This window comes from Variovorax sp. UMC13 (genome assembly GCF_014170375.1).
Classification (GTDB): domain Bacteria; phylum Pseudomonadota; class Gammaproteobacteria; order Burkholderiales; family Burkholderiaceae_C; genus Variovorax.
The window spans coordinates 219,366-245,994 of sequence record NZ_LZZW01000018.1 but is presented as its reverse complement, the minus strand read 5'-3'; the positions used below and the strand labels follow the sequence as shown (position 1 = coordinate 245,994).

At 71.5% G+C, this 26,629-nt stretch carries 17 protein-coding genes and 1 pseudogene; 4 read left to right on the top strand and 14 right to left on the bottom strand.

Annotated elements, in window-relative coordinates; translation table 11 throughout:
• Positions 1-2: 2 nt before the first annotated feature.
• Positions 3-5,273 carry a DUF4011 domain-containing protein gene (locus A9977_RS15900; RefSeq protein WP_259651988.1) on the bottom strand — a complete coding sequence of 1,757 codons (5,271 nt, stop codon included), beginning with the start codon at positions 5,271-5,273 and terminating at the stop codon, positions 3-5.
• Between the two features lie 226 nt (positions 5,274-5,499).
• Positions 5,500-6,834, bottom strand: a complete 1,335-nt coding sequence (locus tag A9977_RS15895) for a PLP-dependent aminotransferase family protein (protein WP_183025823.1) — start codon at positions 6,832-6,834, stop codon at positions 5,500-5,502.
• Between the two features lie 95 nt (positions 6,835-6,929).
• Between A9977_RS15895 and A9977_RS15890 the strand changes: the two are divergent.
• Positions 6,930-7,546 (top strand): annotated as a pseudogene (locus A9977_RS15890) (DJ-1/PfpI family protein).
• A gap of 8 nt (positions 7,547-7,554) precedes the next feature.
• Here the strand turns inward: A9977_RS15890 and A9977_RS15885 are convergent.
• The 4 genes from A9977_RS15885 to A9977_RS15870 are packed head-to-tail and all read right to left on the bottom strand — an operon-like array spanning position 7,555 to position 12,787.
• Positions 7,555-8,394, bottom strand: a complete 840-nt coding sequence (locus tag A9977_RS15885; protein WP_183025822.1) for an acyl-CoA thioesterase II — start codon at positions 8,392-8,394, stop codon at positions 7,555-7,557.
• The gene (locus A9977_RS15880) at positions 8,391-9,362 is read right to left on the bottom strand and encodes a nitronate monooxygenase family protein (RefSeq protein ID WP_183026008.1); all 972 of its coding nucleotides are present in this window, start codon (positions 9,360-9,362) and stop codon (positions 8,391-8,393) included. Before A9977_RS15880 ends, A9977_RS15885 begins: the two co-directional genes overlap by 4 nt.
• A gap of 5 nt (positions 9,363-9,367) precedes the next feature.
• The gene (locus A9977_RS15875; RefSeq protein ID WP_183025821.1) at positions 9,368-11,557 is read right to left on the bottom strand and encodes a 3-hydroxyacyl-CoA dehydrogenase NAD-binding domain-containing protein; all 2,190 of its coding nucleotides are present in this window, start codon (positions 11,555-11,557) and stop codon (positions 9,368-9,370) included.
• A 24-nt stretch (positions 11,558-11,581) separates the two neighbouring features.
• A complete protein-coding gene (locus A9977_RS15870; RefSeq protein ID WP_183025820.1) occupies positions 11,582-12,787 on the bottom strand; it encodes an acetyl-CoA C-acetyltransferase in 1,206 nt (401 codons plus the stop codon).
• A 285-nt stretch (positions 12,788-13,072) separates the two neighbouring features.
• On the opposite strand from A9977_RS15870, the gene A9977_RS15865 reads away from it, so the two are divergent.
• A complete protein-coding gene (locus tag A9977_RS15865) occupies positions 13,073-15,739 on the top strand; it encodes a LuxR C-terminal-related transcriptional regulator (protein WP_183025819.1) in 2,667 nt (888 codons plus the stop codon).
• Positions 15,740-15,746: 7 nt separating this feature from the next.
• Here A9977_RS15865 and A9977_RS15860 read toward each other — a convergent pair whose 3' ends face one another.
• Positions 15,747-16,562 (bottom strand): sulfite exporter TauE/SafE family protein, encoded by an 816-nt coding sequence (locus A9977_RS15860; protein WP_310936143.1) that lies wholly within the window; start codon positions 16,560-16,562, stop codon positions 15,747-15,749.
• 103 nt (positions 16,563-16,665) lie between these two features.
• On the opposite strand from A9977_RS15860, the gene A9977_RS15855 reads away from it, so the two are divergent.
• Positions 16,666-17,433 (top strand): helix-turn-helix transcriptional regulator, encoded by a 768-nt coding sequence (locus tag A9977_RS15855; protein ID WP_183025817.1) that lies wholly within the window; start codon positions 16,666-16,668, stop codon positions 17,431-17,433.
• On the opposite strand, the gene A9977_RS15850 is transcribed toward A9977_RS15855, so the two are convergent.
• Genes A9977_RS15850 through A9977_RS15820 form a run of 7 tightly spaced genes read right to left on the bottom strand, consistent with a single transcriptional unit; the run spans position 17,430 to position 25,443 of the window.
• Positions 17,430-18,260, bottom strand: coding sequence for a crotonase/enoyl-CoA hydratase family protein (locus A9977_RS15850; RefSeq protein WP_183025816.1), 831 nt, complete (start codon positions 18,258-18,260; stop codon positions 17,430-17,432). The two genes, A9977_RS15855 and A9977_RS15850, sit on opposite strands and share 4 nt — an antisense overlap.
• A complete protein-coding gene (locus A9977_RS15845) occupies positions 18,247-19,143 on the bottom strand; it encodes an SDR family oxidoreductase (protein WP_183025815.1) in 897 nt (298 codons plus the stop codon). Before A9977_RS15845 ends, A9977_RS15850 begins: the two co-directional genes overlap by 14 nt.
• A 21-nt stretch (positions 19,144-19,164) precedes the next feature.
• Complete coding sequence (locus A9977_RS15840; protein ID WP_183025814.1) at positions 19,165-19,956, bottom strand: enoyl-CoA hydratase/isomerase family protein; 792 nt, start codon at positions 19,954-19,956, stop codon at positions 19,165-19,167.
• Between the two features lie 24 nt (positions 19,957-19,980).
• Positions 19,981-21,129 carry an acyl-CoA dehydrogenase family protein gene (locus A9977_RS15835; RefSeq protein ID WP_183025813.1) on the bottom strand — a complete coding sequence of 383 codons (1,149 nt, stop codon included), beginning with the start codon at positions 21,127-21,129 and terminating at the stop codon, positions 19,981-19,983.
• Positions 21,130-21,159: 30 nt separating this feature from the next.
• A complete protein-coding gene (locus A9977_RS15830) occupies positions 21,160-22,719 on the bottom strand; it encodes a long-chain-fatty-acid--CoA ligase (protein WP_183025812.1) in 1,560 nt (519 codons plus the stop codon).
• A 39-nt stretch (positions 22,720-22,758) separates the two neighbouring features.
• Complete coding sequence (locus A9977_RS15825; RefSeq protein WP_183025811.1) at positions 22,759-24,321, bottom strand: long-chain-fatty-acid--CoA ligase; 1,563 nt, start codon at positions 24,319-24,321, stop codon at positions 22,759-22,761.
• Between the two features lie 12 nt (positions 24,322-24,333).
• Positions 24,334-25,443 (bottom strand): CaiB/BaiF CoA-transferase family protein, encoded by a 1,110-nt coding sequence (locus tag A9977_RS15820; protein ID WP_183025810.1) that lies wholly within the window; start codon positions 25,441-25,443, stop codon positions 24,334-24,336.
• A gap of 181 nt (positions 25,444-25,624) precedes the next feature.
• Between A9977_RS15820 and A9977_RS15815 the strand changes: the two genes are divergently transcribed.
• A complete protein-coding gene (locus tag A9977_RS15815; protein WP_183025809.1) occupies positions 25,625-26,626 on the top strand; it encodes a hypothetical protein in 1,002 nt (333 codons plus the stop codon).
• The last annotated feature ends 3 nt before the right edge of the window (positions 26,627-26,629 follow it).

Here is a 26,629-nt window from a genome sequence, read left to right as displayed (position 1 = left end):
CTTCAGGGCGCGGCCACCACCTCGGCGGCTTCCCCCTCCACCTGCGCATCGGCCGTCAACGCCTGCAGCAGGCGCGTGAGCTTCTGCACCTCGCCCTGGGGGTCCATCCACCAATCGGTCGACCAGATGCGATGGATGTGCCAGCCCAGGCCTTCGAGCACATGCTGGCGCAGCCGGTCGCGGTCGCGGGCGGTGGCGCCGGAGTGGTAGGCGCGGCCGTCGCATTCGATGCCGACCAGGTAGCGGCCGGGCGCGCGCGGGTCGACCACCGCCAGGTCGATCCGGTAGCCCGAGCAGCCGACCTGCGGATGCACCGTCCAGCCGGCTTCGCGCAGCACCTGGATCACGGCCACCTCGAAGGGGCTGTCCGGTTCGCGGCCGGTGGGCGCGCTCTGCTCCGACAGCGCGCGGGCGCCGCGGATCGCGAATTCCAGGTAGTGCTTGAGGTCGCGCACGCCCGCGGCGCGCACCCGTGCCAGGTCGATCTGCTCGGGCATCAAGCTGCTGTAGATCACCACGCCTTCGCGCGCGCGCGAGATCGCCACGTTGAGCCGGCGATGGCCGCCCTCCCCGTTGAGCGGCCCGAAGTTCATGGTCGTCTTGCCGGCGGCATCGGGCCCGTAGGTGATCGAGAAGAAGATGATGTCGCGCTCGTCGCCCTGGACGTTCTCCAGGTTCTTGACGAAGAGTTTTTCCCGCGTCTGTGCCGCGATGGCGCGGTCGAGCTCGGGGTTGGCGCGCCGGCGCGCGTCCAGCAGGGTGTCGATCAGGGCCTGCTGCGTCTGGTTGAAGGTCACGACGCCGAGGGTCAGCTCGCGCTGCCGCGGATCGAGGTAGTGCGCCTCGATGCCCTCGACGATCGCATCGGCCTCGGCCCGGTTGGTGCGGCTGCCGCCCCGGTCGTAGACGCCCGCCACGCGCTGGAACCTGACCGCCAGGTCGTCCGTGACCGGCGACGGAAAAGTGACCAGCGAATCGCCGTAGTAGCGGTGGTTGCTGAAGGTGATCAGGCTCTCGTGCCGGCTGCGGTAGTGCCACTTCAGGCTCAGCTTGTTCATGCCCGCGCCCAGGCACTCGTCGAGGATGCTCTCCAGGTCTTCCACGCGCTCGTCGTCGGCCGCGCCGGACTCCTCGCTGTCGGAAGACTTGTTGAAGAAGCTGGTCGGCGGCAGCTGCTTGGGGTCGCCCACCACCACCACCTGCTTGCCGCGCGCGATCACGCCCACGGCGTCCCAGACCGGGATCTGCGAGGCCTCGTCGAAGATCACCAGGTCGAACTGCGAGAAGCCCGCATCGAGGTACTGCGACACCGACAGCGGCGACATCAGCAGGCAGGGCTTGAGCTGCGGCAGCAGGGTCGGCATGGCCTGCACCAGCTGGCGCACCGGGATGTGGGCGCGCTGCTTCTGCCGCTCGCGCAGCAGCCGGCCCATCTCGCTGGTGGGCTTGGCCGCGACGCCCGCGGACGAGGGCACCTTGGCCGCGAGCGTGGCCGCCAGGTACTGCTCGGTGAGCTTCTGGAAGTTGGCGTCGGCGGCGCGAAAGTCGCGAATTTTGCGTTCGTGCTCCGCGCTCGCGAAGTTGCGCAGGGTCGGGTCGACGTCGATGGCCTTCTTGGCCCACCAGTTCCGGTAGCTGAACTCGAAATGCGCTTCGATGTCCTGCAAGGCGACCGCACCGGCCTCGAGGTCCGCGACCAGCCCTTGCAGGCCCCCGGCGATGGCCCGGTCGCGCGCATTGCGCCACAGGCACCAGGCCTGCAGGCGCGGCCTGGCCGACTGCCATCCGGCCAGCACGCCCAGCATCCGTGCCAGCGCGCCATCGGCATGGGCCTCGCCGGCGAGCGGTGCGACCGGCCTGGCCAGGGCCTCGACCTGGGCCAGCCCTTCGCGCAGCTCGCGCCAGGCCGCGCGGAAGGCCAGCAGGTCCTGGCCGACGCGGCCACCGGGGGCGAGCAAGGCACGATTCTCCGACACCAGCGGCTGCAGCGCCGACCGCAGCGCGGCGCTGCGCTGTTCGTCGCCGGCCGCCAGGCGCACGACCGCATCGGCGAAGCGCTGGGCCCAGGTCTCGTGCGAGGCCAGCGCGGTCCAGTCGGTGCCGAGGCCCTGGTAGGTTTCTTCCAGCAGGCCCTGGGCCTCGGCCTGCATCGCGCGCAGCACCTGGTCCTCTTCGTTGAGCGCGACCAGGGGCTGCAGCATGGCCTCGACCTGCACGGCCGTGGGTCGCTGGCCATCGGCGCGGAAGGCCGCGAGTTTGCCGGTCACGGCGCGCTTCTTGAACAGCGCACCGAGCCACCAGGCCGCGCGAGCCGCCGACCATTCGGCCAGCAGCTCGGTGCCGTTCAGCTTGGCGAGGGTCGGCGCCCAGCCCGCGCCGATGCGTTCCCAATGGCCGGCGCGTGCCGTGCCGTGCCGCACGAGGGCGCCGACCCGCGCACGCGCGCCGCTGTCGTGCGCCTGGCGCGCCAGGCCGAGCGGCACCTTGGGCGCGGCCAGCAACTCGTCGGACAGCGCGTCGAGCTGCGCCAGGCCCTCCATGCCCAGGCCGGCCGGGTCGAAGCCCAGCACGGGCGCCAGTGCGCCGGCCCGGGCCTGCAGCGTCTCGGCCTGCTTGGCCAGCTGGCGGCTCGCCGCCAACAGCGTGTCGCTCCAGGTCGGGCTCCATTCGGTCATGCCGACCAGGCGCAGCGGATGCGTGTCCAGGTCGCCGATCGCGCCGGCCAGCGTCGCCATGCTGCGCGCGACTTCACGCAGCGCGTCCAGCTCTTCGCGCCGGTGCGCCGTGGCGTCCGGCCAGGGCATCGCCGAAGGCTCCTTCACCGACGCGCCGATGCAGGTGCCGATCGCGTCGAAGACCGTCAGGCCGTTGGGATAGGCCCGGTGCAGCGCATCGACCAGGCCGTTGAGTTCCTGCCGCAGCTGCGCCAGCCGCTCGGCCTCGCGCGACCAGTCCTCGGTCGTGCGCTGGCCCGCCACATCGAGCGCGATGCCCAGTTGCTGCAGCACCTCCGACTTCTTCGACTTCGACGAGTGCAGCTCGAGGCAGAAAGGCCCGAGGCCGATGGCCTCCAGCCGCCGGTGCACCACCGACAGCGCCGCCATCTTCTCGGACACGAACAGCACGGTCTTTCCCTTGCCGAGGCTGTGCGCGATGATGTTGGTGATGGTCTGGCTCTTGCCCGTGCCGGGCGGGCCTTCGAGCACCAGGTCGCGGCCGGTGTCGACTGCGCACAAGGCCTTGAGCTGCGACGAGTCCGACAGCAGCGGCGCCAGGATGTCCTGCGGCTGGAAGCGCTGGTCGAGCCGGTCGAACTCACCGGCCTCGCCCTCGCGCTCGAAGGGCTGGCCCGGGTTCTCGATCAGGTGCCGGACCACACGGTTGGCCTTGAGCTGCGCGGTGCGGTCCTGCAGGTCCTTCCACATCAGGTACTTGGTGAAGGAGAACAGGCCCAGCCAGGCCTCCTCGCGCACCTCCCAATGCTTGATCTCGGCCACGGCCAGGCGGAAGGCCTGCAGCACGCGCTCGACGTCCACGCCCTTCTCGTCGCTGGGCAGCGCATCGAGCCCGGGAATGCGCAGCTCGAAGCTGCTCTTGAGGAACTGCAGCAGGGTCGGGTTGACAATGGTCTCGTCGTCGTGCCGCGTGAGGCGGAAGCCCGAGCGCACCGACTGGCGCTGCAGCGTGACCGGCACCAGCAGGATGGGCGCCATGTTCCGGCGCTCGGACTTTTCGTCCTCGGTCCAGCGCAGCAGGCCGATCGCCAGGTAGAGCGTGTTGGCGCCGCCCTCCTCGAGGCCGGTGCGCGCGGCGGTGTGGATGGCCAGCAGCCGCGCGTCGAGCTCCTCGGCCTTGACCTCCGCCAGCAGCTCGCGGTCGTCCAGCGCCTGGAGCGCCATGTCGTCCAGCGGCGAACGGCCGCCGCGGTTGGCATGGACCTGCGCCATGCGCGGGTCGGCGCCCTCCATGAGCGCGGGCACGGCGCGCAGCTTGAAGTCCTTGCCCTCGGCCAGCACGTCTTCCAGCCGGGCCAGCTCGGGCGCGACGAACTTGAGCGTGGTCTTCGTGGGTTTGAAGTTCAGCAGCTTGTTGCGCAGCGTCAGGTCGAGCAGGCGCGACTTCCATTGCGCCAGCCGCCCTTCGGGCGTGTCGTCGGACGGCAGGTCGATGACGGTGCTGGCGGCATCGAGCGCCGGCAGCGGTGGCATGGGCTCGATCGTCGCCGTCGGCTGCGCGTCGGTGTCGATCTCGCCAGGCTGGATCGGCGCCGCGCGCGACGGCAGCGGCTTGATCTGCACTTCACGCGCGCGGTGGATGTCGATGGCGTAGCGGAAGGCCTGCTCGTCGCGCAGGTGCTCGGCGCCGGACTCCATCGCGATCCGCAGGCTGGCCCGCTGGCTGTGGTGGCGCGCGATGCCCGTGGTCTCGAAGACCAGCAGTTCGCCGCTGTCGACCCGCTTGCGCACGGCCTGCACGTCGTCGGTCAGCGGGTCGGGGAAGCGGGTCGGGTGCAGCCAGACGCCGACCCAGGCATGGCCCTCGCTGATCAGCACCACCGGCCGCAGCCCGGCCTGCTCGAAGCAGGAGGCGAAGAGCATGGCCAGGTCGAGGCAGGTCGCCACGCCGGCGTCCCGGATGCGATCGGGCGTGCGGATCTTCTGGCCGTCGCTGCCGAAGGAGGCCGGCGGCTCGGCATAGTGGAAGCCGGCCGCGGCCAGCGTGCTGTAGAGGGCGGAGACCTGCTTCCAGACGATGTCGCGGCTCTTCGACTGGTAGCCGTTCATCGACAGCGCGTGCTCGGCCTCGCGCAGCAGCGCCGAGGCCTGGCCGACCCACACGTCGACGGCCGGGTTGTTGGGCATGCAGAAGGCCGCCAGCAGTTCGGGCAAGGCCCGGGTGCCGGCCCACTGATCGTAGGCCAGCACCTGGACGGCCTGGCTGGCCCGGCCCCGTTCCACCGTGCCGGAACGCACGGTGACGCCGATGGTGGCCGTCACGGCCTCCTGCAATTGCGCCAGGTAGCCATGGTCCGGCTGCAGGTCGAGCGGCGAGATGCGGCGCGATTCGCCGGGCGCCAGGCGCTCGAAGCGCAGCGTGACGCCAGCGGCGAAGCCCGGGTTGCAGGCCACGGCGACCTCGAGCTGCTCGAGCGCCTCGGCACCGCCGTTGGTGATCCGCAAGGCCCGAACCACGGGCACGGCGTTCTGGATCGAGGCGTAGCCGAGCGTGGGGTCGGCCTCGATCTCGATGGCCACCGGCCCGGTCGAGGACATCGGCTGGCCCGTTTCAGATGCGGCGTGGGGGTCTGCTTCTTCTTCTCGCGCTTCGTTGTCGGGGCCGTTCATTCGCTCGTTCCATGCATTGATGCGGGTCATTTTGCATGGACAAAGGTTTCCCGTGCCTGGCGATGCGGTGTCTCAGCGCAAGTCGTCGTCACGGTGCAGATCCAGGCCCCTGCCCGGCGTGCCAGGCGAGGCATGCCGCAAGATACCGCCCGCCTCAGAACGTCTGCCCCTCGATCACCCGCCGGACCGTCCGCAGCACCGCCCCCAGGCCTTCCAGCGGGACCGACCCCAGCGCCAGGCGCAAGGCATGCGGCACGTGCGCGGTGGTCGCGAAGGGTTCGGCCGTCGAGACCGCGATGCGCTCGGCCAGCAGCGCCTTGGCCACACGGTCGGCCCGCACCTCCTCGGCCAGCGTGAGCCACAGGAAGTACGACGCGGGATGGCGCACGCAGCGCAGCCCGGCCAGGGCGTCGGTGGCGATCGCCTGCCGGCGCATCGCGTCCTCGCGCTTCTCGGCTTCGAGCCGCGCCACCGTGCCGTCCTCCAGCCAGCCGCAGGCGATGGCCGTCATCACGGCGGGCGTGTTCCAGGTCGTGGTGCGGATGGCGCGCTCGATCTTCGGCATCCATGGCGCGGGCGCGGCGACAAAGCCCACGCGCAGCCCGGTGGCCACGTTCTTCGACAGGCCCGAGACGTAGACGGTGGTCTCCGGCGCCAGCGCGGCCAGCGGCGGCGGCGGATCGGCGGCGAGGAAGGCGTAGGCCGCGTCCTCGATGAGCAGCAGGCCATGGCGGCGCGCCAGCGCCACCAGCTGCCGGCGGCGGCTGGCGCTCATCACCCAGCCCAGCGGGTTGTGCAGCGTGGGCATGACGTAGACGGCGCGCACGCGTCGGCGCCGGCACAGCGCCTCCAGCGCATCGAGGTCCGGTCCCGCGCCGGCCGCGGGCAGCGGCGCCAGCTCGAGGTGCTGCGCCTGCGCCAGCAGCTTGAAGCCCGGGTAGGTCAAGGCATCGACCGCCACCACGTCGCCGGGCTGGAGCAGCGCCATGGCCGTGGTCGCCAGGCCGTGCTGCGCGCCGCCCACGATCGCGACCTGGGCCGCATCCACCGCCAGGCCTCGGTCCGCGAGGTGATGAGCGACGGCGGACCGCTCGGACATGCGACCGCCGTGCGGCTGGTAGCGCAACAAGGATTCCAGGTCGCCCGTGGCCGCCAGTTGGCGCAGCGCGGCCCGCAGCATGCCGGCCTGGGCGGGCAGCGCGGGATAGTTGAAGTTCAGGTCCGTGGTGTCGGCCGCCACGGCGTACGGGTCGATCTCCAGGTGGCGCGGCAGCAGGGCTTCGCGCACGAAGGTGCCGCGGCCGGTCTCGCCGCTGACCAGGCCCATGGCCTCGAGTTCGGCGTACACGCGGGTGGCGGTGACCAGCGCCACGCCTTCGCGCGCCGCCAGCTTGCGGTGCGTGGGCAGCCGGGTGCCGGGCGCGAGGCGGCCCTCACGGATCTCGGCGGCGAAGGTGTCGACCAGCGACTTGTAGCGGGCGTGGGGCATGGACCAATGTATTCATGACAATTATTTGATTGTATTGAACGGGCTTCCTACGATGCCGGAACCCTCCACCCACGACCGCTCGCCGGAACACCCCCATGCACATCGCCATCCTCACCTTCGAAGGCTTCAACGAACTCGACTCCTTCATCGCGCTGAACATCCTGCGCCGCGTCCAGAAGCCCGGCTGGCGCGTCCGCTCGCCAGCCCCGCCAGCCACGTCCGCTCGATGAACGGCGTCGTGGTCGAGGCCCAGGCCACGCTGCGTGAGGCCTGCGCGGCCGATGCGGTGATCGTCGGCAGCGGCCGGCTCACGCGCGACGTGGTGGCCGACCCGACCCTCATGGCGCAGCTGCAGCTCGACCCGGCCCGGCAGCTGCTGGGCGCGCAGTGCTCGGGCACGCTGGTGCTGGCCAGGCTGGGCCTGCTCGACGGCCTGCCGGCCTGCACCGACCTGACGACCAAGCCCTGGGTCCAGGACGCGGGCATCGAGGTGCTGGACCGGCCCTTCGTGGCCAAGGGCAACGTGGCGACCGCGGGCGGCTGCCTGGCGGCGCATTACCTGGCCGCCTGGCTGATCGCGCGGCTCGAAGACGAGGACGCGGCCCGCAACGCCCTGCACTACGTGGCGCCGGTGGGCGAGAAGGAAGCCTATGTCGAGCGCGCGATGCGCAACATCGCGCCCTTCCTCGCGCGCCAGCCCGCGACGGCCTGAATGCGGCTTCAGCCCCGCACGCGGATCAGGCCTTCCTGTGCCACCGAAGCCACCAGCCGCCCGTCGCGGCTGAACAGGCTGCCGCGGCAGAAGCCGCGCGCATGCGCGGCCGAGGGCGACTCGGTGTCGTAGAGCAGCCAGTCGTCACAGCGGAAATCGCGGTGGAACCACATCGCGTGGTCCAGGCTCACGCCCTGCACGCCGGGCTGCTTGAAGTGCAGGCCGTGCGGCTGCATCGCCACCCCCAGCAGGCTGTAATCGGACACATAGGCCAGCAAGGCCTGGTGCAGCACCGGGTCGTCGGGCAAGGCTTCGGCGGTGCGCAGCCAGGCGCGGTTGAGGGCCGGGCGCGGGCCCGCGGTGGCCGGGTCGCGTGGGTCGACGAAGCGCAGGTCGAAGACCTCGTCGACCGCGCGCAGCGAGGCCTCGCGCGGGCGGGTCTGCTCGGGGGCCGGCACCTCGGGCATCGCGGGGGCGTGCGACACGCCCTCCTCGCGCCGATGGAAGGAGGCCGACATGTGGAAGATCGGCTCGCCATGCTGGATCGCGACCACGCGCCGGGTGGTGAAGCTCGCGCCGTCGCGGATGCGGTCGACGTCGTAGACGATGGGCGCGGCCTTGTCGCCCGGCCGCAGGAAGTAGCCGTGCAGCGAGTGCGCCGCATGCTGCGGCACGGTGCGGGCCGCGGCCATCAGCGCCTGGCCCAGCACCTGGCCGCCGAACACGGCCGGCGCGCCGATGTCGCTGCTGCTGCCGCGAAAGAGGTTGTGCTCCAGCTGCTCCAGCCGCAGCTGCGCGACCAGCGCCTGCAGCGCCGCGCCGCGCTCGCCTTCGCTCCAGGGGTTCACGAGAAGAAACGCCCGGCCAGGTCGAGTCTCTCGCGGCAGTCGGCCACCATGCGCGCGATCAGCTCGGCGCAAGTGGGCACGTCGTCGATCAGGCCGATGCACTGGCCGGCCGAGATCACGCCGTCGTCGACGGCGCCCGAGGCCAAGGCGGCACGGCCGCGCGCGCCGGCCACCAGCGGGCGGATGTCCTCGAATTCGCAGCCGCCCGGGCGCTGCTCGATGGCGCGCACCTCGTCGGCGATGGCGTTGCGGAACACGCGTGCCGTGTTCCTGAGCGTGCGGAACAGCAGCGCGGTGTCGCGCTCCGAGCCGCGCACCAGCGCCTGCTTGATGTTGTCATGAATCGGCGCCTCCTGCGTCACGCAGAAGCGCGTGCCCATGTTCACGCCCTCGGCGCCGAGCACCAGCGCGGCGGCCAGGCCGCGGCCGTCGGCGATGCCGCCCGAGGCGATGATCGGGATCTTCAGCGCGCGCGCCGCGGCCGGGATCAGCACCAGGCCGCCGACGTCGTCCTCGCCCGGATGGCCCGCGCATTCGAGGCCGTCGATGGACACCATGTCGACCCCATTGCGTTCGGCCGACAGCGCGTGGCGCACCGTGGTGCACTTGTGGACGATGGTGATGCCGCGTTCCTTGAAGCGCGCGATGAATTCCTTGGGGCTGTTGCCCGCGGTCTCGACGATGCGCACGCCACCCTCGATGATCGCCTCGACGTAGTCGGCGTAGGGCGGCGGCTGGATCGAGGGCAGGATCGTGAGGTTCACGCCGAAGGGCTTGTCGGTCATCCGGCGGGTGCGCGCGATCTCGCGGCCCAGGTCCTCGGGCGTGGGCTGGGTGAGCGCGGTCAGGATGCCCAGGCCGCCGGCGTTCGACACGGCCGCGGCGAGCTCGGCCACGCCCACCCACTGCATGCCGCCCTGGATGATCGGGTAGGCGATGCCGAGTTGCTCGGTGACACGGGTGCGGATGCTGCTCACGATGCGTTCTCCAGGGGACGAGGGTCGGCGGCATCGGCTGCCGGGGGATGGAACAAGCGGCCTGTGTCGGCGCGGGCGCGCAGCCAGGCCGAGGGGCGGAAGCGTTCGCCGTGGCGTTCGGCCAGTGCGTCGCACTGCGCCACGAATTCGCGCAGGCCGACGGTCTCGATATACGACAGCGTGCCGCCGGTCCACGAGGGGTAGCCCAGCCCGAGGATCGACCCCAGGTCGGCGTCGGCCGCCTCGTTGACCACGCCCTCCTCCACGCACTGCGCCGAGGCCAGCGCCTGGATGCCCAGCAGGCGCTGCTTGAGTGCCTCGACCGCGGGCTGATCGGCGGCCAACGGGAATTCATCCGCCAATCCCGGCCAGAGCTGCTTGCCGCCCTCGGCCAGAAAGTCATGGAAGCCGCCACCGCTCTTGCGCCCCAGCCGGCCCAGCGCGTTCATGCGCGCGACCACGGCCTGCGCATGGCCGCGCAGGAAGCGCGCATCGAGGCCGTCGGCGCTCGCCTGGTCGATCACCTGCTGTTGCAGGTCGAGCGAGACCTCGTCGGTCACGGCCAGCGGGCCGGTCGCGAAGCCGGCCTGGCGCGCGGCGTTCTCGATCAGCGCGGGCGCCACGCCCTCGGCCAGCATCGCCATGCCTTCGTCGATGTAGGCGCAGAAGATGCGGCTGGTGAAGAAGCCCGGGCTGTCGTGCACCACGATCGGCGTCTTGCGCAGCTGCTGCACGAAGTCGAGCGCGCGGGCGAGCGCGGCCGGTGCGGTTTGCGGGCCCAGGATGACCTCGACCAGCGGCATGCGCGCCACCGGCGAGAAGAAGTGCACGCCGATCAGCTGCGCGGGCTTCTGCCAGTGCGCGGCCAGGCTGTCGATGGGCAGGGTCGAGGTGTTGCTGGCCCAGACGAAATGCGCGGGCACGTCGCCCAGCGCCAGGGCCGCGCGGGCCATGACATCGGCCTTGACCCGGCGGTCCTCGAACACCGCCTCGACCACGAAGTCGCTGCCGCGCAGCAGGCCGAGGTCGGCCGTGGCGGTGATGCGCGCCAGCCGTTGTTCGGCGTCGGCGCCCTTCTCCTTGGCATACGCGGTCGCGATGCGCGCCTTGGCGGCCTCAGCCGCGGCCTGTGTCGCATCGACCAGCACCACCTCGATGCCGGCCGCCGCCGCGACCTGCGCGATGCCCGCGCCCATCATGCCGGCCCCCAGCACGCCGAGGCGCTGCACCGGCTGGCGCGGCACCCCGGCCGGCCGGCGCGCGAGCTTCTGCGCGGCGCCGCGGTTCACGAACAGCGTGCGCATCAGGTTGCGCGCCACCGGGCCGGCGAGCAGCGGGCCGAAGTACTGGGCCTCGATGCGCAGGCCCAGTTCGATCGGCAGCTGCGTGCCCTCGTAGACCGCCGACAGGATGGCCAGGGGCGCGGGGTAGTTGTCCTGCGTCTCGCGCCGGATGCGCGCCACCGTGGCACCGAAGCTGCCGTTGGCATGCGGCGCCAGCGCGCCGGTGCCGCCGGGTACGCGGAAGCCTTTCACGTCCCAGGGCTGCTGCGCATCGGGATGCGCGAGCACCCAGCGGCGCGCGGTGGCGAGCAGTTCGTCGGCCGGCACCACGGCATCGACCAGGCCCAGCGCCAGCGCCTCGGCCGGTGCCACATGGCGCCCGGTCAAGAGCAGCGGCAAGGCGCGCTCGATGCCGATCAGCCGCGGCAGCCGCTGCGTGCCGCCGCCACCGGGCAGCAGGCCCACCGTGACCTCGGGCAGGCCGACCACGGCGCGCGGGTCGTCGGCCAGCACCCGGTGGTGGCAGGCCAGGCACAGCTCGAAACCGCCGCCCAGCGCCAGGCCGTTGATGGCCACGGCCACGGGCTTGCCGCAGCGCTCGAGCGCGCGCAGCGGCTGGGCGCTCTCCGCGATCAGCTCGGCGGCTTCGATGGCGGTGGTGCCGCGCGCATGGAAGCCGACGAAATCCTTGAGGTCGGCGCCGGCCAGGAAGCCGTTGCGCTTGCCCGAGGTGATGACGGCGCCGCGCACGTCCTCGCGCCGCGTGAGCTCGGCCACCGCCGCGCGCAGGTCGGCCGAGAAGCCGGGCGTGAAGACGTTCATCGGCCGGTCGGCCACGTCGAGCGTGATGAGGGCGATGCCGTCGGCGTCGACCTCGAAGCGGAGGTTGGGAGTCTGGGTCATGGGGAGGAAGGCTTCAGGAGAGGGTCAGACCCGTTCGATCACCAGCGCGGTCGACTGGCCCGCGGCGGCGCACAGCGTGACCAGGCCGGTCGCCTGGCCGCTGCGTTCGAGCTCGTCGAGCAGCGTGCCGACCAGGATGGCGCCGGTCGCGCCCAGCGGATGGCCCAGCGCGATCGCGCCGCCGTTGGGATTGATGCGCGCCGGGTCGATGCCGAAGTGGCGCGCGTAGCGCATCGGCACCACCGAGAAGGCCTCGTTGACCTCGAACAGGTCGATGTCGCCGATGGCCATGCCGCAGCGCGCGAGCACGCGCTCGGTCACGGGCAGCGGACCGCCCAGGCTCAGCAGCGGTTCGTCGGCGCAGGAGGCCGCGGCCACCAGCCGGGCGCGCGGCTTGAGGCCGTTGCGCTCGCCGTAGGCGCGGTTGCCCAGCAGCACCGCGCAGGCGCCGTCGACGATGCCGCTGGAATTGCCGCCGGTGTGGATGTGGGGCACGCGCTCGAGATGCGGGTAGCGCTGCAGCACGATCGCGTCGAAGCCCTGCTCGCCCGCGGCGGTGAAGGCCGGCTTGAGCTTGGCGAGGTCGGCCATCGTGGTGCCGGGCCGGTTGGCCTCGTCGCGCGCCAGCACGGTGCGCCCGAGCCCGTCGCGCACCGGGACCAGCGAACGGTCGAAGCGGCCTTCGGCCTGGGCCTGGGCCGCGCGGCGCTGGCTCTCGACCGCGTAGGCGTCGACGTCTTCGCGGCCCACGCCGTCGAGCGCGGCCATCAGGTCGGCCGCGACGCCGTTGGGGATGTAGGGGAAGCGCCGGCCGATGGCCGGGTCGGTGTAGACCGCGCCGCCGTCGCTGCCGATGGGCACGCGCGACATCGACTCCACGCCGCCGCCGATCACCGCATCGGCCTGGCCCGAGGCCACGAGGCCGAAGCCCATCTTGAGCGTGTCCAGCGCCGAGGTGCAGAAGCGGTTGAGCTGGTAGCCGCCCACGCTGTCGCCGTAGCCCGCGGCCAGCAGCGCGAAGCGCGCGATGTCGGCGCCCTGCTCGCCCACCGGCATCACGACGCCCAGGCCCACGTCCTCGATCTGCGTCGGGTCCAGCCCGTTGCGTTCGCGCAGGGCCTGCAGCACCTGGGCGGCCAGTTGGACGGGCGTGATGGGATGCAGGGCGCCGTCGGGGCGGCCCTTGCCGCGCGGCGTGCGCACGTGGTCATACAGGAATACGTCGGTCATGTCGGTGCGCTGCAGCCCGGATCGCCTCGGTCTGCAAGGGTTTTTCAGTGGGTCGGCGGCCAGTCTAGAAAGCAGAATCGAAGCGCGAAATCGTCGGAAGCGACGGAAATTCCCCGCCGGGGCGACCCCCACAATGGGTCCCTCGCGGTGCCTGGCCCGAAGCGCTGCGCCCAAGGAGACAAGACCCGAGGCGATAGCCCGCTACAAACACCGCTGCCCTGCCCGCTGCGCCTTGACGCGCGCGGCCCCGATCCGCCTTTTTCCTTCTTCTTGCAACCACCCGCAATGCCCCCCACCTCGCCCCGCATCCTGGAAACCAAGCTCAACCCGCCGGCCGTGGTCGTCACGCAGGTGCTGCGCACCGCGATCAGCGAACAGATCGCGGCGGCGGCGGTGAAGCTGGTCCTGGTGCGCGCGCCCGCGGGCTTCGGCAAGACCACGGCCATGGCGCAGAGCCGCCAGCGCATGGAGGCCGACGGCGTGGCCACCGCCTGGCTCACGCTCGACCGGGCCGACAACGACGTCTCGCGCTTCCTGATCTGCCTGGGCGAAGCGGTGCAGCGCCTGGGCGTGGACGAGCCGCCGGCCAATGCGCCCTTCGACGCGGTGGCCGCGCTGGCCGCGCACGACTCGCCCTTCACGCTGTTCCTCGACGACTTCGAGGTGGTGCAGGAGCCCGCGGTGCTGGGCCTGGTGCGCGAGGTCATCGACCACCTGCCGCGCCGCGGCCGCATCGTGATCGGCTCGCGCAGCCTGCCCGACCTGGGCGTGGGCCGGCTGCGCGCGCGCGGCCAGCTGATGGAGATCGACACCGACCGCCTGCGCTTCAACATCGACGAGACCAGCGCCTTCTTCGGCCAGCGCGCGGGCCAGGCGCTGCCGGCCGACATGCTGTCGCAGCTGCACCGCAAGACCGAGGGCTGGGTGGCGGCGATCTGGCTGGCCTCGATGGCGCTGGAGCGGCACGGCCTCGAGACCGGCTTCGTCGAGCGCTTCTCCGGCTCGGACCGCGCGGTGGCCGACTACCTGGCCGAGGACGTGCTCGCGCACCAGCCGCGCGAGATCCGCGATTTCCTGCTGCGCACCAGCATCCTGCGCCAGCTCGACGCCTCGGTCTGCCAGACCTTGAACCCGCGCGTCGACTGCGCCGCCATCCTCGACCAGCTGGCCGCCTCCAACCTGTTCCTCACGCCCGTGGCCAGCGACACGCCGGCCTGGCGCTACCACAGCCTGTTCGCCGATTTCCTGCGCGCGCAGCTGGCACGCGAGCGGCCCGACGAACTCGCGCGGCTGCACCTCGCGGCCTCGGGCTGGTACGAATCGCAGGGCCGGCCGGTGCCCGCGATCGACCACGCGATCGAGGGCGGCGACCATCCGCACGCGCTCACGCTGCTCGACAGCTACGCCGAGGAATTCCTCGAGCAGGGCCGCATGCGCATGCTCTCGCGCTGGTTCTCGGCCATCCCCGAGCACCAGCTGCGCGCCCACCCCTTCCTGCAGCTGATCGCGCTCTGGGCCGCCTGCTTCACCTACGGCCCCTGGGACGCGATGAAGAAGCTCGAGCAGTCGGGCTGCGCCGAGAGCGGCATCCCCGAGGTGCGCGCCAGCGCCCACACGCTGACCCCGCTGCTGCTGGCCATGCAGGACCGCTACGACGAGGCCTACGAGGCCGGCCGCGAGAGCCTGGCCCGGCTGCCCACCGGCCTGCCCTTCGCCGACAGCGCGCTTCTCAACGCGATGGCCAACATCATCTCGGTGGTGGGCGACCAGCATGAATCGCAGCGCCTGCTCGACGCGGCGCGCAGCCGCCAGGGCAACAGCGCCTTCAACCGCATGTACACCGAGTCGCTCGAGGGCATGCTCGACCTGCACGGCGGCCGGCTGCGCCAGGCCACGGCGCGCTTCCGGATGGCGGTCGACTCCACCCATGCGGTCTCGTACAACCACAGCCATGGCAACGCCTGGGCCGGCGTGCTGTACGCGGGCGTGGTCTACGAGGCCAACCAGCTGCCGCAGGCCGACCACCTGCTCAACGTCTACCTGCCGCTGGCGCGCGACGTGGGCCTGCCCGACCACATGATCCTGAGCCACGTGATGCGCTCGCGCATCGCCTTCTACACCGGCGACATCGACGCCGCCTTCCAGGCGCTGACCGAGCTCGAGTACCTGGGCCACCACCGCCAGCTGCCGCGCGTGGTGGCGGGCGCCAAGCTCGAACGCTCGCGCATGCTGCTGCTGCAGGGCAACGGCCCGGCCTCGCGCGACGAGCTCGCGCGCGCCGACGACCCGGCCCTGTGGGACCGCGAGCGCCGCCAGCGCCTGCCCGCGCACGACCTCGACTACCTCGCGCTGGCGCGGGCGCGCTGGGAGATCAGCTTCGGCGACCCGCGCGTCGCGCTCACTGCGCTCGACGCCGAGCTGCACGCCGCCATCGCCGCCGCGCGCAGCCGCCGCGCGCTCAAGCTGCGCGTGCTGCGCGCGCTGGCCCTGCAGCGCGCGGGCGACGTGGCCGCGGCCCTGGAGGAGATCGGCGCTGTGCTGCAGACCGCGAGCCAGGAAGGCTTCATGCGCCTGATCCTCGACGAGGGTCCGGCCGTGGGCCTGCTGGTGCAGCGCTACGCCACCGCGGCGCAGGAACGCAGCGCGGCCGACGGGCGCAGCGACCCGATCCTGGCCGAGTACCTGCAGCGCCTGCTGCAGGTGCTGGGCCCGATGGTCGCGCCGAATGTCGAGGCGCCCAGCGCCGACGGCAACAAGGAGCCGCTCACGCGCAAGGAGATCCGGGTGCTGCAGTTGCTGGCCGAGGGCTATTCGAACAACGCGATGGCCGAGAAGCTCTTCGTGTCCGACAGCACGGTGCGCACCCACCTGCGCAACATCAACATGAAGCTCGACGCCAAGAGCCGCACGCAGGCGGTCGCCATCGCGCGCAAGCTGGGCGTGATCCGCTGAAGTCTCTTCAGCGCAGCACCATCGCCAGCAGCACGGCCGTGAGCAGGCCCAGGTAGACCCGGGCATGCACCGCGTCGGGAATGCGCCCGATCAGCGGCGCGGCCAGCCGGATGCCCCCCCACGAGCCCGCGACCAGCACGGCCAGCGCGCGCAGGTCCACCAGGCCGATGTAGCCCGCGCCCAGCGAGGCGCTCGCATGCCAGCCCAGCGCGACGTAGGTCGCGGCGCCCGCCAGCGCGACCGGCAGCGACAGCGGGTTGGCCATCGCCGTGGCCTGGGTCATGGCCACGCCGCGCCGGCGCATCAGCGGCACGGTCATCACGCTGCCGCCCACGCCCAGCAAGGCGGCCACGGTGCCGATGCCCAGGCCCGATGCGGCGGTCGCCAGCCCCGAGGGCGCGGGCGCCAGCGCGGGCCGGCGCGAGAGGAAGCCCGGGCGGAACACGCTGTCGAGGATGGTCAGCACCAGGTAGCCCACGAAGGCCCAGCGCAGCCACTCGCCCTGCGCGGCGCTCGCGGCCAGCGCACCGAGCGCCGCACCCACGGCGATGGGCGCGAGCAGCGGCCGCACCTGGGCCCAATCGAGCGTGCCCGCGCGCTGGTGGCGGCGCGTGGCCAGCGCGGCGCCGAAGACCATCACGCAGGTCGAGGTCGCGACCGCGATCTGCATGGCCGAGCGGCCGACCGCGCTCTGCTCGCCGTTGGCCATCAGCAGCATCCGGTAGAGCAAGGGCACGACGACGAAACCGCCGCCGAAGCCGAACAACACGGTGGTGACGCCGGCCAGAAGACCGAACGCGCCGAGCAGGACATAGAAGGACACGGGCAACCTCTTCGCTAAAGAGACCGAGTGTCCGGAACCGCCGCCCGGCCCGCCTGCGCCGATTCGCCAATAATGTTCGCCGTTCAGCCAAACTCGTCCACCCTTGCGCAACGTGCCCCTCGCCGATGTCGACGCCCTGCCCCAAGCCGTGCTGGCCATCGGCACCGACTATGCGAAAGGCGTGCTGCTCGAGACCCACAGCCACCGCCGCGCGCAGTTCCTCTACGGCGCGACCGGCCTGATGGAGGTGGGCACCGACGACGGCGCCTGGGTCGTGCCACCCTACAGCGGTGTCTGGATTCCGGCCGGCCAGCCGCACCGGGTGCGCATGGTGGGCGTGAGCACGCGCAGCCTCTACATCGAGCCGGCCGCGGTGCCGCGCGCCGGCACGCAGTGCGCGGTGCTCAAGGTCTCGGCGCTGCTGCACCAGCTGCTGCTGGAAGCCACCGACACGCGGGCCGACTACCAGGAACACACGCGCGACGGCGTGCTGATGCAGCTGCTGCTGCACGAGCTGGCGCGCGCCGAGACGCTGCCCTTCTTCGCGCCGCTGCCACGCGACCCGGGCCTGGCCGCACTGTGCATCGCCTTCCTGCACCGGCCGCTGATCCACGCCGCGCCCGGCGACTGGGCGCGCCAGCTGCACAAGAGCGAGCGCAGCTTCAGCCGCCTGTTCCGGCAGCAGACCGGCATGGCCTTCGGCGAATGGCGCCAGCAGGCCTGCCTGCTGGCCGCGCTGTCGCGGCTGGCCTCGGGCACGCCCGTGACCACGGTGGCGCTGGAGCTGGGCTACGACAGCCCGGGGGCCTTCTCGACCATGTTCCGCAAGCGGCTGGGGCGCGCGCCGTCGTCGTTCCTGGAACGTGCCTAGTCCTGGAAGCGCGGCGCCCGCTTCTCCATCGCCGCCTTGACCGCCTCGCGCTGGTTCGCGCTGCCGATGAGCTTGGCCTGCTCCACCGACTCGGCCATCAGCAGCGAAGCCGCATCGCCATCGGCCGACTGGTTGAGCAAGCGCTTGGCCCCGCGCACCGCATCGGGGTTGCGGCCCGCGATGCCGCGCGCGAAGGCCAGCGCCTCGGCCAGCGGGTCGGCGCAGACGCGCGTGCCCAGGCCGATGCGGCAGGCTTCCTCGGCCTCGACGATGCGCGCGCTGAACACCAGTTCGCGTGCCACGTCGGCGCGCAGCAATTCGCGCATCAGCGGGATGCCGGCCATGTCGGGCACCAGGCCCCACTGCATCTCCATCACCGACATCCGCGTGTCGGCCGCGAGATAACGCACATCGGCGCCCAGCGCGATCTGCAGGCCGCCGCCGAAGGCCACGCCATGCACCGCGGCGATCACCGGCACCGCCAGCTCGCGCCAGGCCCAGGCCACCTGCTGCGGCGCGTTGGCCAGGCCGTGGGTGCGCGCCAGCAGGTCGGTCAGGCCCTCGGCCACCACGCCGCCTTCGCTCATGCGGCCGAAGCTCGCCATGTCGAGGCCGGCGCAGAAGGCCCGGCCCTCGCCGTGCAGCACCACGGCGCGCAGGCCGCGGACGCCAGCCAGGTGCTCGGCGGCCGCCACCAGGCCGGCGAACATGCCGGCGTCGATGGCGTTCATCTTGTCGGGGCGCGACAGCCGCAGCTGGGCGACGCCGTCGCCGTCCAGCTGCAGTTGCACGCGGTCGTGGAATCTCTGGGTCTCAGTCGTTGGCATGGCGTTGTCTCCGGTCCTTGGCGTCACGTTCGGCGATATTCTCGCGCGCACGCTGCCAATCGCCGTCGGTCCATTCGGCCATGCGCGAGAAATTGCCGCCCGTGGCCTGGTACTGGCCGCCGTCGATGGCGATGGTCTGGCCGTTGACGTATTCGGAGCCCGGGCCCATGAGGAAGGCCGCGAGGTTGGCCAGTTCGGGCATGCGGCCGTTGCGGTCCATGGGGTTGCGGTCGGCCTTGTGCTCGCCGCCGCCGGGATTCAGGCGCGCACTCATGCCCTCGGTCGGGAACAGGCCCGGCGCGATCGCGTTGAAGCGGATGCCGCGGCCGGCCCATTCGACCGCCAGCGATTGCGTCATCGCATGCAGGCCGGCCTTCGACATCGCCGAGGGCACGGTGAAGGGCGAGCCGTTCCAGACCCAGGTCGTGAGGATCGACAGCACCGAGGCCGACTTGCCCTCGGCCAGCCAGCGCTTGCCGCAGTCCAGCGTCATGCAGAAGCTGCCGCGGAACACGATGCTCGAGATGGCGTCGAAGGCGCGTGGCGACAGGTCCTCGGTGCGGCTCACGAAGTTGCCGGCCGCGTTGTTGATCAGGCCGTCGAGCGCGCCGCCGTCGGCCCAGATCTCGTCGAGCATCGTGCCGATCTGCGCCTCGTGGCGGATGTCGCAGGCCTTGGGGATCACGCGACCGCCGTGCGCGGCCATGAGTTCGGCCGCGGTCTGTTCGAGCAGGGGCTCGCGCCGGCCGCAGATGTAGACCTCGGCGCCCAGCAGCAGCAGCGCCTCGCTCATCACGCGGCCCAGGCCGCTGCCGCCACCGGTCACGAGGTAGCGCTTGCCGGCCAGCAGGCCGGGCTTGTACATCAGGTCGTCGAGGGTCATGTCATTCCATCCTTGGGCCGTTCAACGACCGGCGTAGTTCGGTGCGCGTTTCTCGAGAAAGGCCTGCATGCCTTCGCGGAAATCGGCGGTCTGGGTGCACAGCACCTGGTTGCGGTCTTCCATCGCGATCACCGCCTCCATGCTGGGCGCATCGATCGCGAAGTTGAGCGCGTCCTTGGTCAGGCGCAGCGCCAGCGGCGTGGCATGCAGCATGTCCTCGGCCAGCGCCTGCGCCTCGGCCTGCAGTTCGGCCAGCGGCGCGACACGGCTCACCAGGCCCAGCGCATAGGCGCGCTGCGCGTCCATGATGCGGCCGGTGAGCAGGTACTCGGCCGCGACCGAGCTGCCCACCATGCGCGGCAGGAAATAGCTCACGCCCACGTCGCAGGCCGACAGGCCGATGCGGATGAAGGCCGCGTTCATGCGCGCCTCGGGCGTGGCCAGCCGCACGTCGGAGGCCAGGGCCAGCGCGAAGCCGCCGCCGCTGGCCGAGCCCTGCACCACGCTCACGATGGGCTGCGGGCAGCGGCGCATCGCCAGCATGATGTCGCGGATGCTCTTCTGCTGGTCGAGCACCTCCGGCACCGAGGGCTTCTCGGGACCGCCCACCTGCTCCTTGAGGTCGAGCCCGGCGCAGAAGGCACGGCCCGCGCCCTGCAGCACGACCACGCGCGCGCTGCTGCGGGCGTTCAGGCCCTCGAAGTAGTCGCGCAGCGCCTGGACCAGTTCCGGGTTCATCGCGTTGAGCCGCTCGGGCCGGTTCATCGTGAGCCAGGCGATGCCGCCCTCCTCGCGCAGTTCGAGCACGCTCATCGCAGCAGCTCCCGCATCACGGTGTCACAGCGCACGGGAGATCACCTCTTTCATGATCTCGTTGGTGCCGCCGTAGATGCGCTGGATGCGCCCGTCGGCGTACATGCGCGCGACCATGTACTCGTTCATGAAGCCGTAGCCACCGAACAGCTGCAGGCATTCGTCGACCACCCGGCCCTGGGTCTCGGAACCCCAGAGCTTGGCCATCGAGGCGGTGGCGGTGTCGAGTTTGCCGGCCACCAGGTCTTCCACGCAGCGGTCGATGAAGGCCCGGCCGACCTTGATCTGGGTCGCGATCTCGGCCAGCTTGAACTTGGTGTTCTGGAACTCGGCGATCGGCTTGCCGAAGGCCTTGCGCTCGCGCACGTAGTCGAGCGTGGCCTGGAAGGCGCCTTCCATCGTCGCCAGCGCGGTCACGCCGATGATGGTGCGCTCGTAGGGCAGGTCGCCCATGAGCTGGAAGAAGCCCTGCCCTTCGGTGCCGCCCAGCAGCGCCTCGGCCGGCACGCGCACGTCGTCGAAGAAGAGCTCGGAGGTGTCCTGCGCCTTCATGCCGATCTTGTCGAGCACGCGGCCCACGCGGTAGCCCTTGCAGCCCTCGGTCTCGACGATCAGGATCGAGGTGCCCTTGGCGCCCTGGCTCGGGTCGGTCTTGACCACCACCAGCACCACACCGGCCAGGAAGCCGTTGGTGATGAAGGTCTTCGAGCCGTTGATGAGGTAGCCCTCGCCGTCCTTCTGCGCGCGCGTGCGGATGCCCTGCAGGTCGGAACCCGCACCGGGCTCGGTCATGGCGATGGCGCCGACCAACTCGCCGCGCGCCATGCGCGGCAGGTACTTCTGCTTCTGCGCCTCGGTGCCGTGGTTGAGGAAGTAGTGCGCGACGATGGCGTGCACCGAGGTGCTCATGCCGGTCAGGCCGCGGCGCGACATCTCCTCGTAGAACACCGCCTCGTGGCGGAAGTCGCCGCCGCCGCCGCCGTACTGCTCGGGGATGTCCGCGCACAGCAGGCCCAGCGCGCCGGCCTTGCGCCAGATCTCGTGGCCGACGTGGCCGCGCTTGCGCGCGGCTTCGTCGTGCGGGAGCATCTCGGTGTCGATGAAGCGCACCACGTTGTCGCGGTAGAGCTCCAGGTCCTCGTCGCTCCAGGAGCGGCGGAAGTCGATGGGCATGTCTTTTCCTTGTTTTCTGAGTGGTTCAGTTCACGCGACGCGGCGCTCGCGGCCGGCCCAGAAGGGCTCGCGCAACTGGAATTTCTGTAGCTTTCCGGCGGCCGACAGCGGCAGCGCATCGCGGAACTCCACGCTGCGCGGCGACTTGTAGCCCGCGATCTGGCTGCGGCAATGGGCGATCAGCGCATCCGCCTCGAGCGTCGCGCCCGGGCGCAGCACCACCACCGCGTGCACCCGCTCGCCCCACTTGTCGTCGGGCACGCCGATCACGGCCGACATCAGCACCTGGGGCAATTGCGCGATGGCGTTCTCGACCTCGGCCGAGTAGACGTTCTCGCCGCCGCTCACGATCATGTCCTTGATGCGATCGACCACGAACAGGAAGCCGTGCGCATCCACATAGCCGCCGTCGCCGGTGTGCATCCAGCCGCCGCGCAGCGCCTCCTCGGTTTCCTTCGGCTTGTTCCAGTAGCCGCGCATGACCATCGGCCCGCGCGCCACGATCTCGCCGACCTGGCCGGTGGGCACCTCGTCGTCCTCGCCGTCGACGATGCGGATCTCGGCCATGGGCAGCGGCGTGCCGGTCGAGCGCAACAAGCGTTCGCGGTCGGGGCCCGGCAGGTGGCAGTGCGGCTGCAGCACCGCCACCGTGGGCGAGAGCTCCGTCATGCCGTAGGCCTGCGAGAAGCCCGCGCGCGGCAATGCGAGCATGGCCTTCTCGAGCAGCGGCACGTCGATGGGCGCGGCGCCGTAGAGCATCAGGTCCAGGCTCGACAGGTCGAACTCGGCAAAACGCGGATGCTCGATCAGCCGCTTGATCATGGTCGGCACCAGGAAGGTCTCGGTCGCGCGGGCCGACTCGATGGCCTGCAGGATGCCCACCTCGTCGAACATCGGCAGCACGTGCTGGGGCGCGAGCCGCAGCATCGCCTGGATCGACAGGCCGCAGCCGGCCACGTGGAACATGGGCGTGGTGATCACGATCGCGGGCTTCTGCGCCGTGCGCGGCAGCGCCGCGATCGAGCCCAGCGCGTCGATGTAGAGGTTGCCGTGCGTGAGCATCACGCCCTTGGGCCGGCCGGTGGTGCCGCCGGTGTACATGATGGCGGCCAGCTCGTCGGCGCTGTGCGGCGCGTCCTCGCAGGGCGCGCTCTTCTCGAGCAGCGCCTCGTAGCCCAGCATGCCCGCGGGCACAGGGCCGTCGCCGCAATAGACCACGGTGCGCAGCGAGCTCGACAGCGCGCGCAGCTCGGCCGCCAGCGGCGCGAAGGCGTCGTCGACCAGCAGGATGCGGGTGTCGCAGTCGTCGAGCGAGTACGCGACTTCCTTGGGATTCCAGCGGATGTTGACCGGGTTGATCACGCCGCCGCCCCACCAGGTGCCGAAGAAGAACTCGACGAAGCGGTGCGAGTTGAAGCTCATCATGCCGACGCGCTCGCCCGGCCCCATGCCGAGCGCGCGCAACGCGGCGCCCAGGCGGGCCACGCGGTCGGTGAAACGGCCGAAGCTCAACCGGTGCTCGCCGAAGACCACGGCCATGGCTTCGGGCTTCTCGCGCCGGCCCTTGTGCAGGGGTTGGGTCAGGATCATGTCGCTTGTCTCCTCTTTTGTTGTGTTTCTATGGGTGCGTCAGCCGACTCGCCGGTCGTGCCCGGCCCAATGTGGCTCGCGCAGCTTGTACTTCATGACCTTGCCCGCGCCCGAGATCGGCAGCGCATCGACGAACTCGATGCTGCGCGGGCATTTGTAGCCCGCGATCAGCGTGCGGCAGTGGGCGATCAGCGCCTCGGCATCGGCGCTGGCGCCCGGCTTGCGCACCACCACCGCGTGCACGCCCTCGCCCCAGGTCGCGCTGGGCACGCCGATCACCGCCACCGCGGCCACGCCGGGGTGGCCCGCGAGCGCGCCCTCGACCTCGGCGCAGTAGACGTTCTCGCCGCCGCTCACGATCATGTCCTTGAAGCGGTCGACGATGAAGACGAAACCCTGCGCATCCATGCGGCCGGCGTCGCCGGTGTGCATCCAGCCCTCACGCAGCGCGGCGGCGGTCTGCGCGGGCAGGTTCCAGTAGCCCTGCATCACGCAGGGGCTGCGCACCATCAATTCGCCAACCTCGCCGCGCGGCAGCTCGCGGCCGTCGGCGTCGCCGATGCGCAGGTCGACGCCCGCGAGCGCCTGGCCCGCCGACGACAGCTTGCCCAGCTTGCGGCCCTCGGGCGTGTGGTAGCGGCTCGTGAGGTAGCTCACGCCGGCCGAGAGTTCGGTCATGCCGTAGCCCTGCGCGAACTCGGCCTGCGGGAACATCGCGAAGGCGCGTTCGAGCAGCGCCTCGGTGATCGGCGAGGCGCCGTAGCCCACGAACTGCACGCTCGACAGGTCGGCCTGGGCGGTGCGCGGGTCGTCCACCAGCACCTGCAGCATCGCGGGCACGGCCATCAGGTGCGAGCTGCGGTCGCGCGCGATGGCGGCCAGCATGGCATCGACCGAGAAGCCCGGCACGATGACCTGGGTGCAGCCCGCGACCACGCCGCGCAGCAGGAAGGACAGCCCGGCCAGGTGGAACAGCGGCGCCACCTGCAGCAGGCGCGCGCGCTCGTCGAAGTAGGCGCCCAGCAGCGAGATCTGCGAGTTCAGCGCCAGCGCCGAATGGCTCAGCATCACGCCCTTGGGCCGGCCGGTGGTGCCGCCGGTGTAGAACACGCCCGCCAGGTCCTCGCCGTTGCGCAGCGCGTCGGGCACGGGCTCGCTCTCGCGCAGCAGGGTTTCCCAGTCGTGCAGGCCTTCGGGCGCGGTGCCCTCGCCCATGTAGATGCAGGTCGTCAGCGCCTTCGACTGCGCGCGCAAGCTGCCGAGCACCGGCACGAAGGCGTCGTCGACGCACAGGATCGCGGTGCCGCAGTCGTCGAGCGAATGCACCATCTCGGCCGCGCTCCAGCGCGTGTTGACCGGGTTGACCACGCCGCCGGCCCACCACACGGCCAGGTAGTACTCGAGCGTGCGGTCCGAGTTGAGCGCGAGCATGCCCACGCGGTCGCCGGGCTGCAGGCCCAGGCGCTGCAGCGCGCCGGCCAGGCGGGCCACGCGGTGGCCCAGTTCGCCGTACGTGCGGCTGCGGCCCTGGAACAGCGTGGCCGTGGCCTCGGGACGGAGTTGCACCGCGCGGTGCAGGGCCTGCGTCAGGTAGAGCTTCATGTCTCGCCGCCCTCAGCCGGCCGACGCGCGGCGGTCTTCGGCCCAGCGGCGCAGCAGCGCGGCACCGTCCTCGAGGCCGGCGTCGCCCGCGGCGCAGGGCGTGGCCGGCGGCGTGCGGCTGAAGCGCGGCGCGGGGGCCGGGTGCGCCACGCCGCCCACGTCGACGAAGGTGCCGCGCGCCACGTTGTGCGCATGCGCGGGCGCCTCGTCCCAGTCGAGCACCGGCGCGAAGCAGGCGTCGCTGCCCTCGAGCAGCACGCACCATTGGTCGCGCGTGCGGGTGCGGAACACGTCGGCCATGCGCAGCTTGAGCAGCGGCCAGCGGGCGGCGTCCATCTGGGCGTCGAAGGCCGGGTCGTCGGCGATGCCGCAGCGCTCGCGCAGCAAGGCGTAGAACTGCGGCTCGATGGCGCCGACCGCCACGTACTTGCCGTCGGCGCAGGCATAGGTGTCGTAGAAGTGCGCGCCGCCGTCGAGCAGGTTCTCGCCGCGCTGGTTGCTCCACTGCCCGGCCGCCTTGAAGCCGTAGAACATGGCCGAGAGCAGCGCCGCGCCGTCGGTCATGGCGGCATCGATCACCTGGCCGCGGCCCGAGCGCTGCGATTCGTACAACGCGCTCAGCACGCCCACGGCCAGCAGCATTGCGCCGCCGCCGAAGTCGCCCACGTAGTTGAGCGGCGCCACCGGCGCCTCGCCCGAGCGGCCGATGGCGTGCAGCGCGCCGCTGATCGCGATGTAGTTGATGTCGTGCCCCGCGGCCTGAGCCAGCGGGCCGTGCTGGCCCCAGCCCGTCATGCGGCCGTAGACCAGCCGCGGGTTGCGCGCATGGCAGGCCTCGGGGCCGAGGCCCAGGCGCTCCATCACGCCGGGGCGGAAGCCCTCGATCAGCACGTCGGCGCCGGCCACGATGTCCAGCACCTGCTGCGCCGCGCCCTCGGCGCGCAGGTCGATGGCCACCGTGCCGCGGCTGCGCGTGAGGATGTCGTTCGGGTCGGCGGCCGTGCCGGGCCGTGTGATGCGGATCACCTCGGCGCCCATGTCGGCGAACAGCATCGCGCAGAACGGACCCGGGCCGATGCCGGCCATCTCGATCACCCGAAGCCCCTGGAGCGGACCTGCCATGTTTGATGTCTCCTGTGGCCCCCGCGGGCGGCCTGTTGGTATGGAAGGCATCTTGGCGCCACGGCGGCGCGGCTCGCATCGTCGAAAGCGACGAAGTTGGGGGGCCCAGGGCCCGGGCGCGCCCTCCCCTAAGATGGCCCCGCGATCACGCTTTCCATCGGCCCACCGGAGACATCCCCCCATGGCATTCGTCTATGCGTCCTTCAATGACCACCTGGCCACCCTGCCGGACCCGCATGCGCGCCACGGCGCCGCCCTGCGGGCCGCTGTCGAACAGGCGGTGCGCAGGCCCTCCAATGCCGATCTGTCGGCCTTCCTGTTCCTGCCCGACCAGGCCGATCACCCGGACCATGAGGATGCGGCGCAGGTCTTCGCCCAGGCGGTCGAGCAGATGTATGGCCCCAAGCCCTGGATCGGCGACGAGATCCCGCTGCTCTTCGTCGGCTACCACGCGATGAACCGGCTGAGCGGCCGCCGCACCGCGCAGGGCCTGCTGCTGAGCGACCAGGCGATCTATGTGCAGGACGATTTCACGGTGCTCTCGTCGGCGCCGCCGCCGGCCGAGGGCCACGCCCTGCCCGCGCGCGCCGACGACGCCGGCGCCTTCGTCGCGGTGCTGCTCGCGCGCTACAAGGCCTGGAAGGACTGGAGCGCGCTCGCCGAGCGCCCGGAGGCCGCCCTGACCAGCCGGCTCGACGTGCTGCTGACCTCGGTGCTCCGGACGGTGCTGGACCACCACGCGCAGCACCAGAGCCAGCGCCAGGCGCCGGAGCGCCACTGGACCCTGGGCGGCCTGATCGCCGACCACGGCGCGGCCGACACGCTGCTGGATCCCGCCAACCCCAAGCTGGCCAAGAAGCTGGGCAAGGTCGTCGACAAGTTCCAGATCCCGAATGCGGAAGCGCTGCAGTTCGCGCTGGTGGATTTCCCCCTCTTTGGCGGCCCCTACGGCCTCGCGCTGACGGCGCAGGCGCTGCACAGCAAGGACCTGATGGAGGCGCCGGTCCACATCGAGCTGGCGCGGCTCGACGCGCGTTCGCTGCGCCTGTCGGAGAAGGGCGACCAGCTGCTGAATAACGTGGAGGCGACCCTGACGCTGCCCGCGCACGCCGACACCGCGCTCAAGGGCCCGTTCATCGCACTGCTGCAGCAGGAGATCCTCCGGCTGCAGGCCATGCGCTGAGCC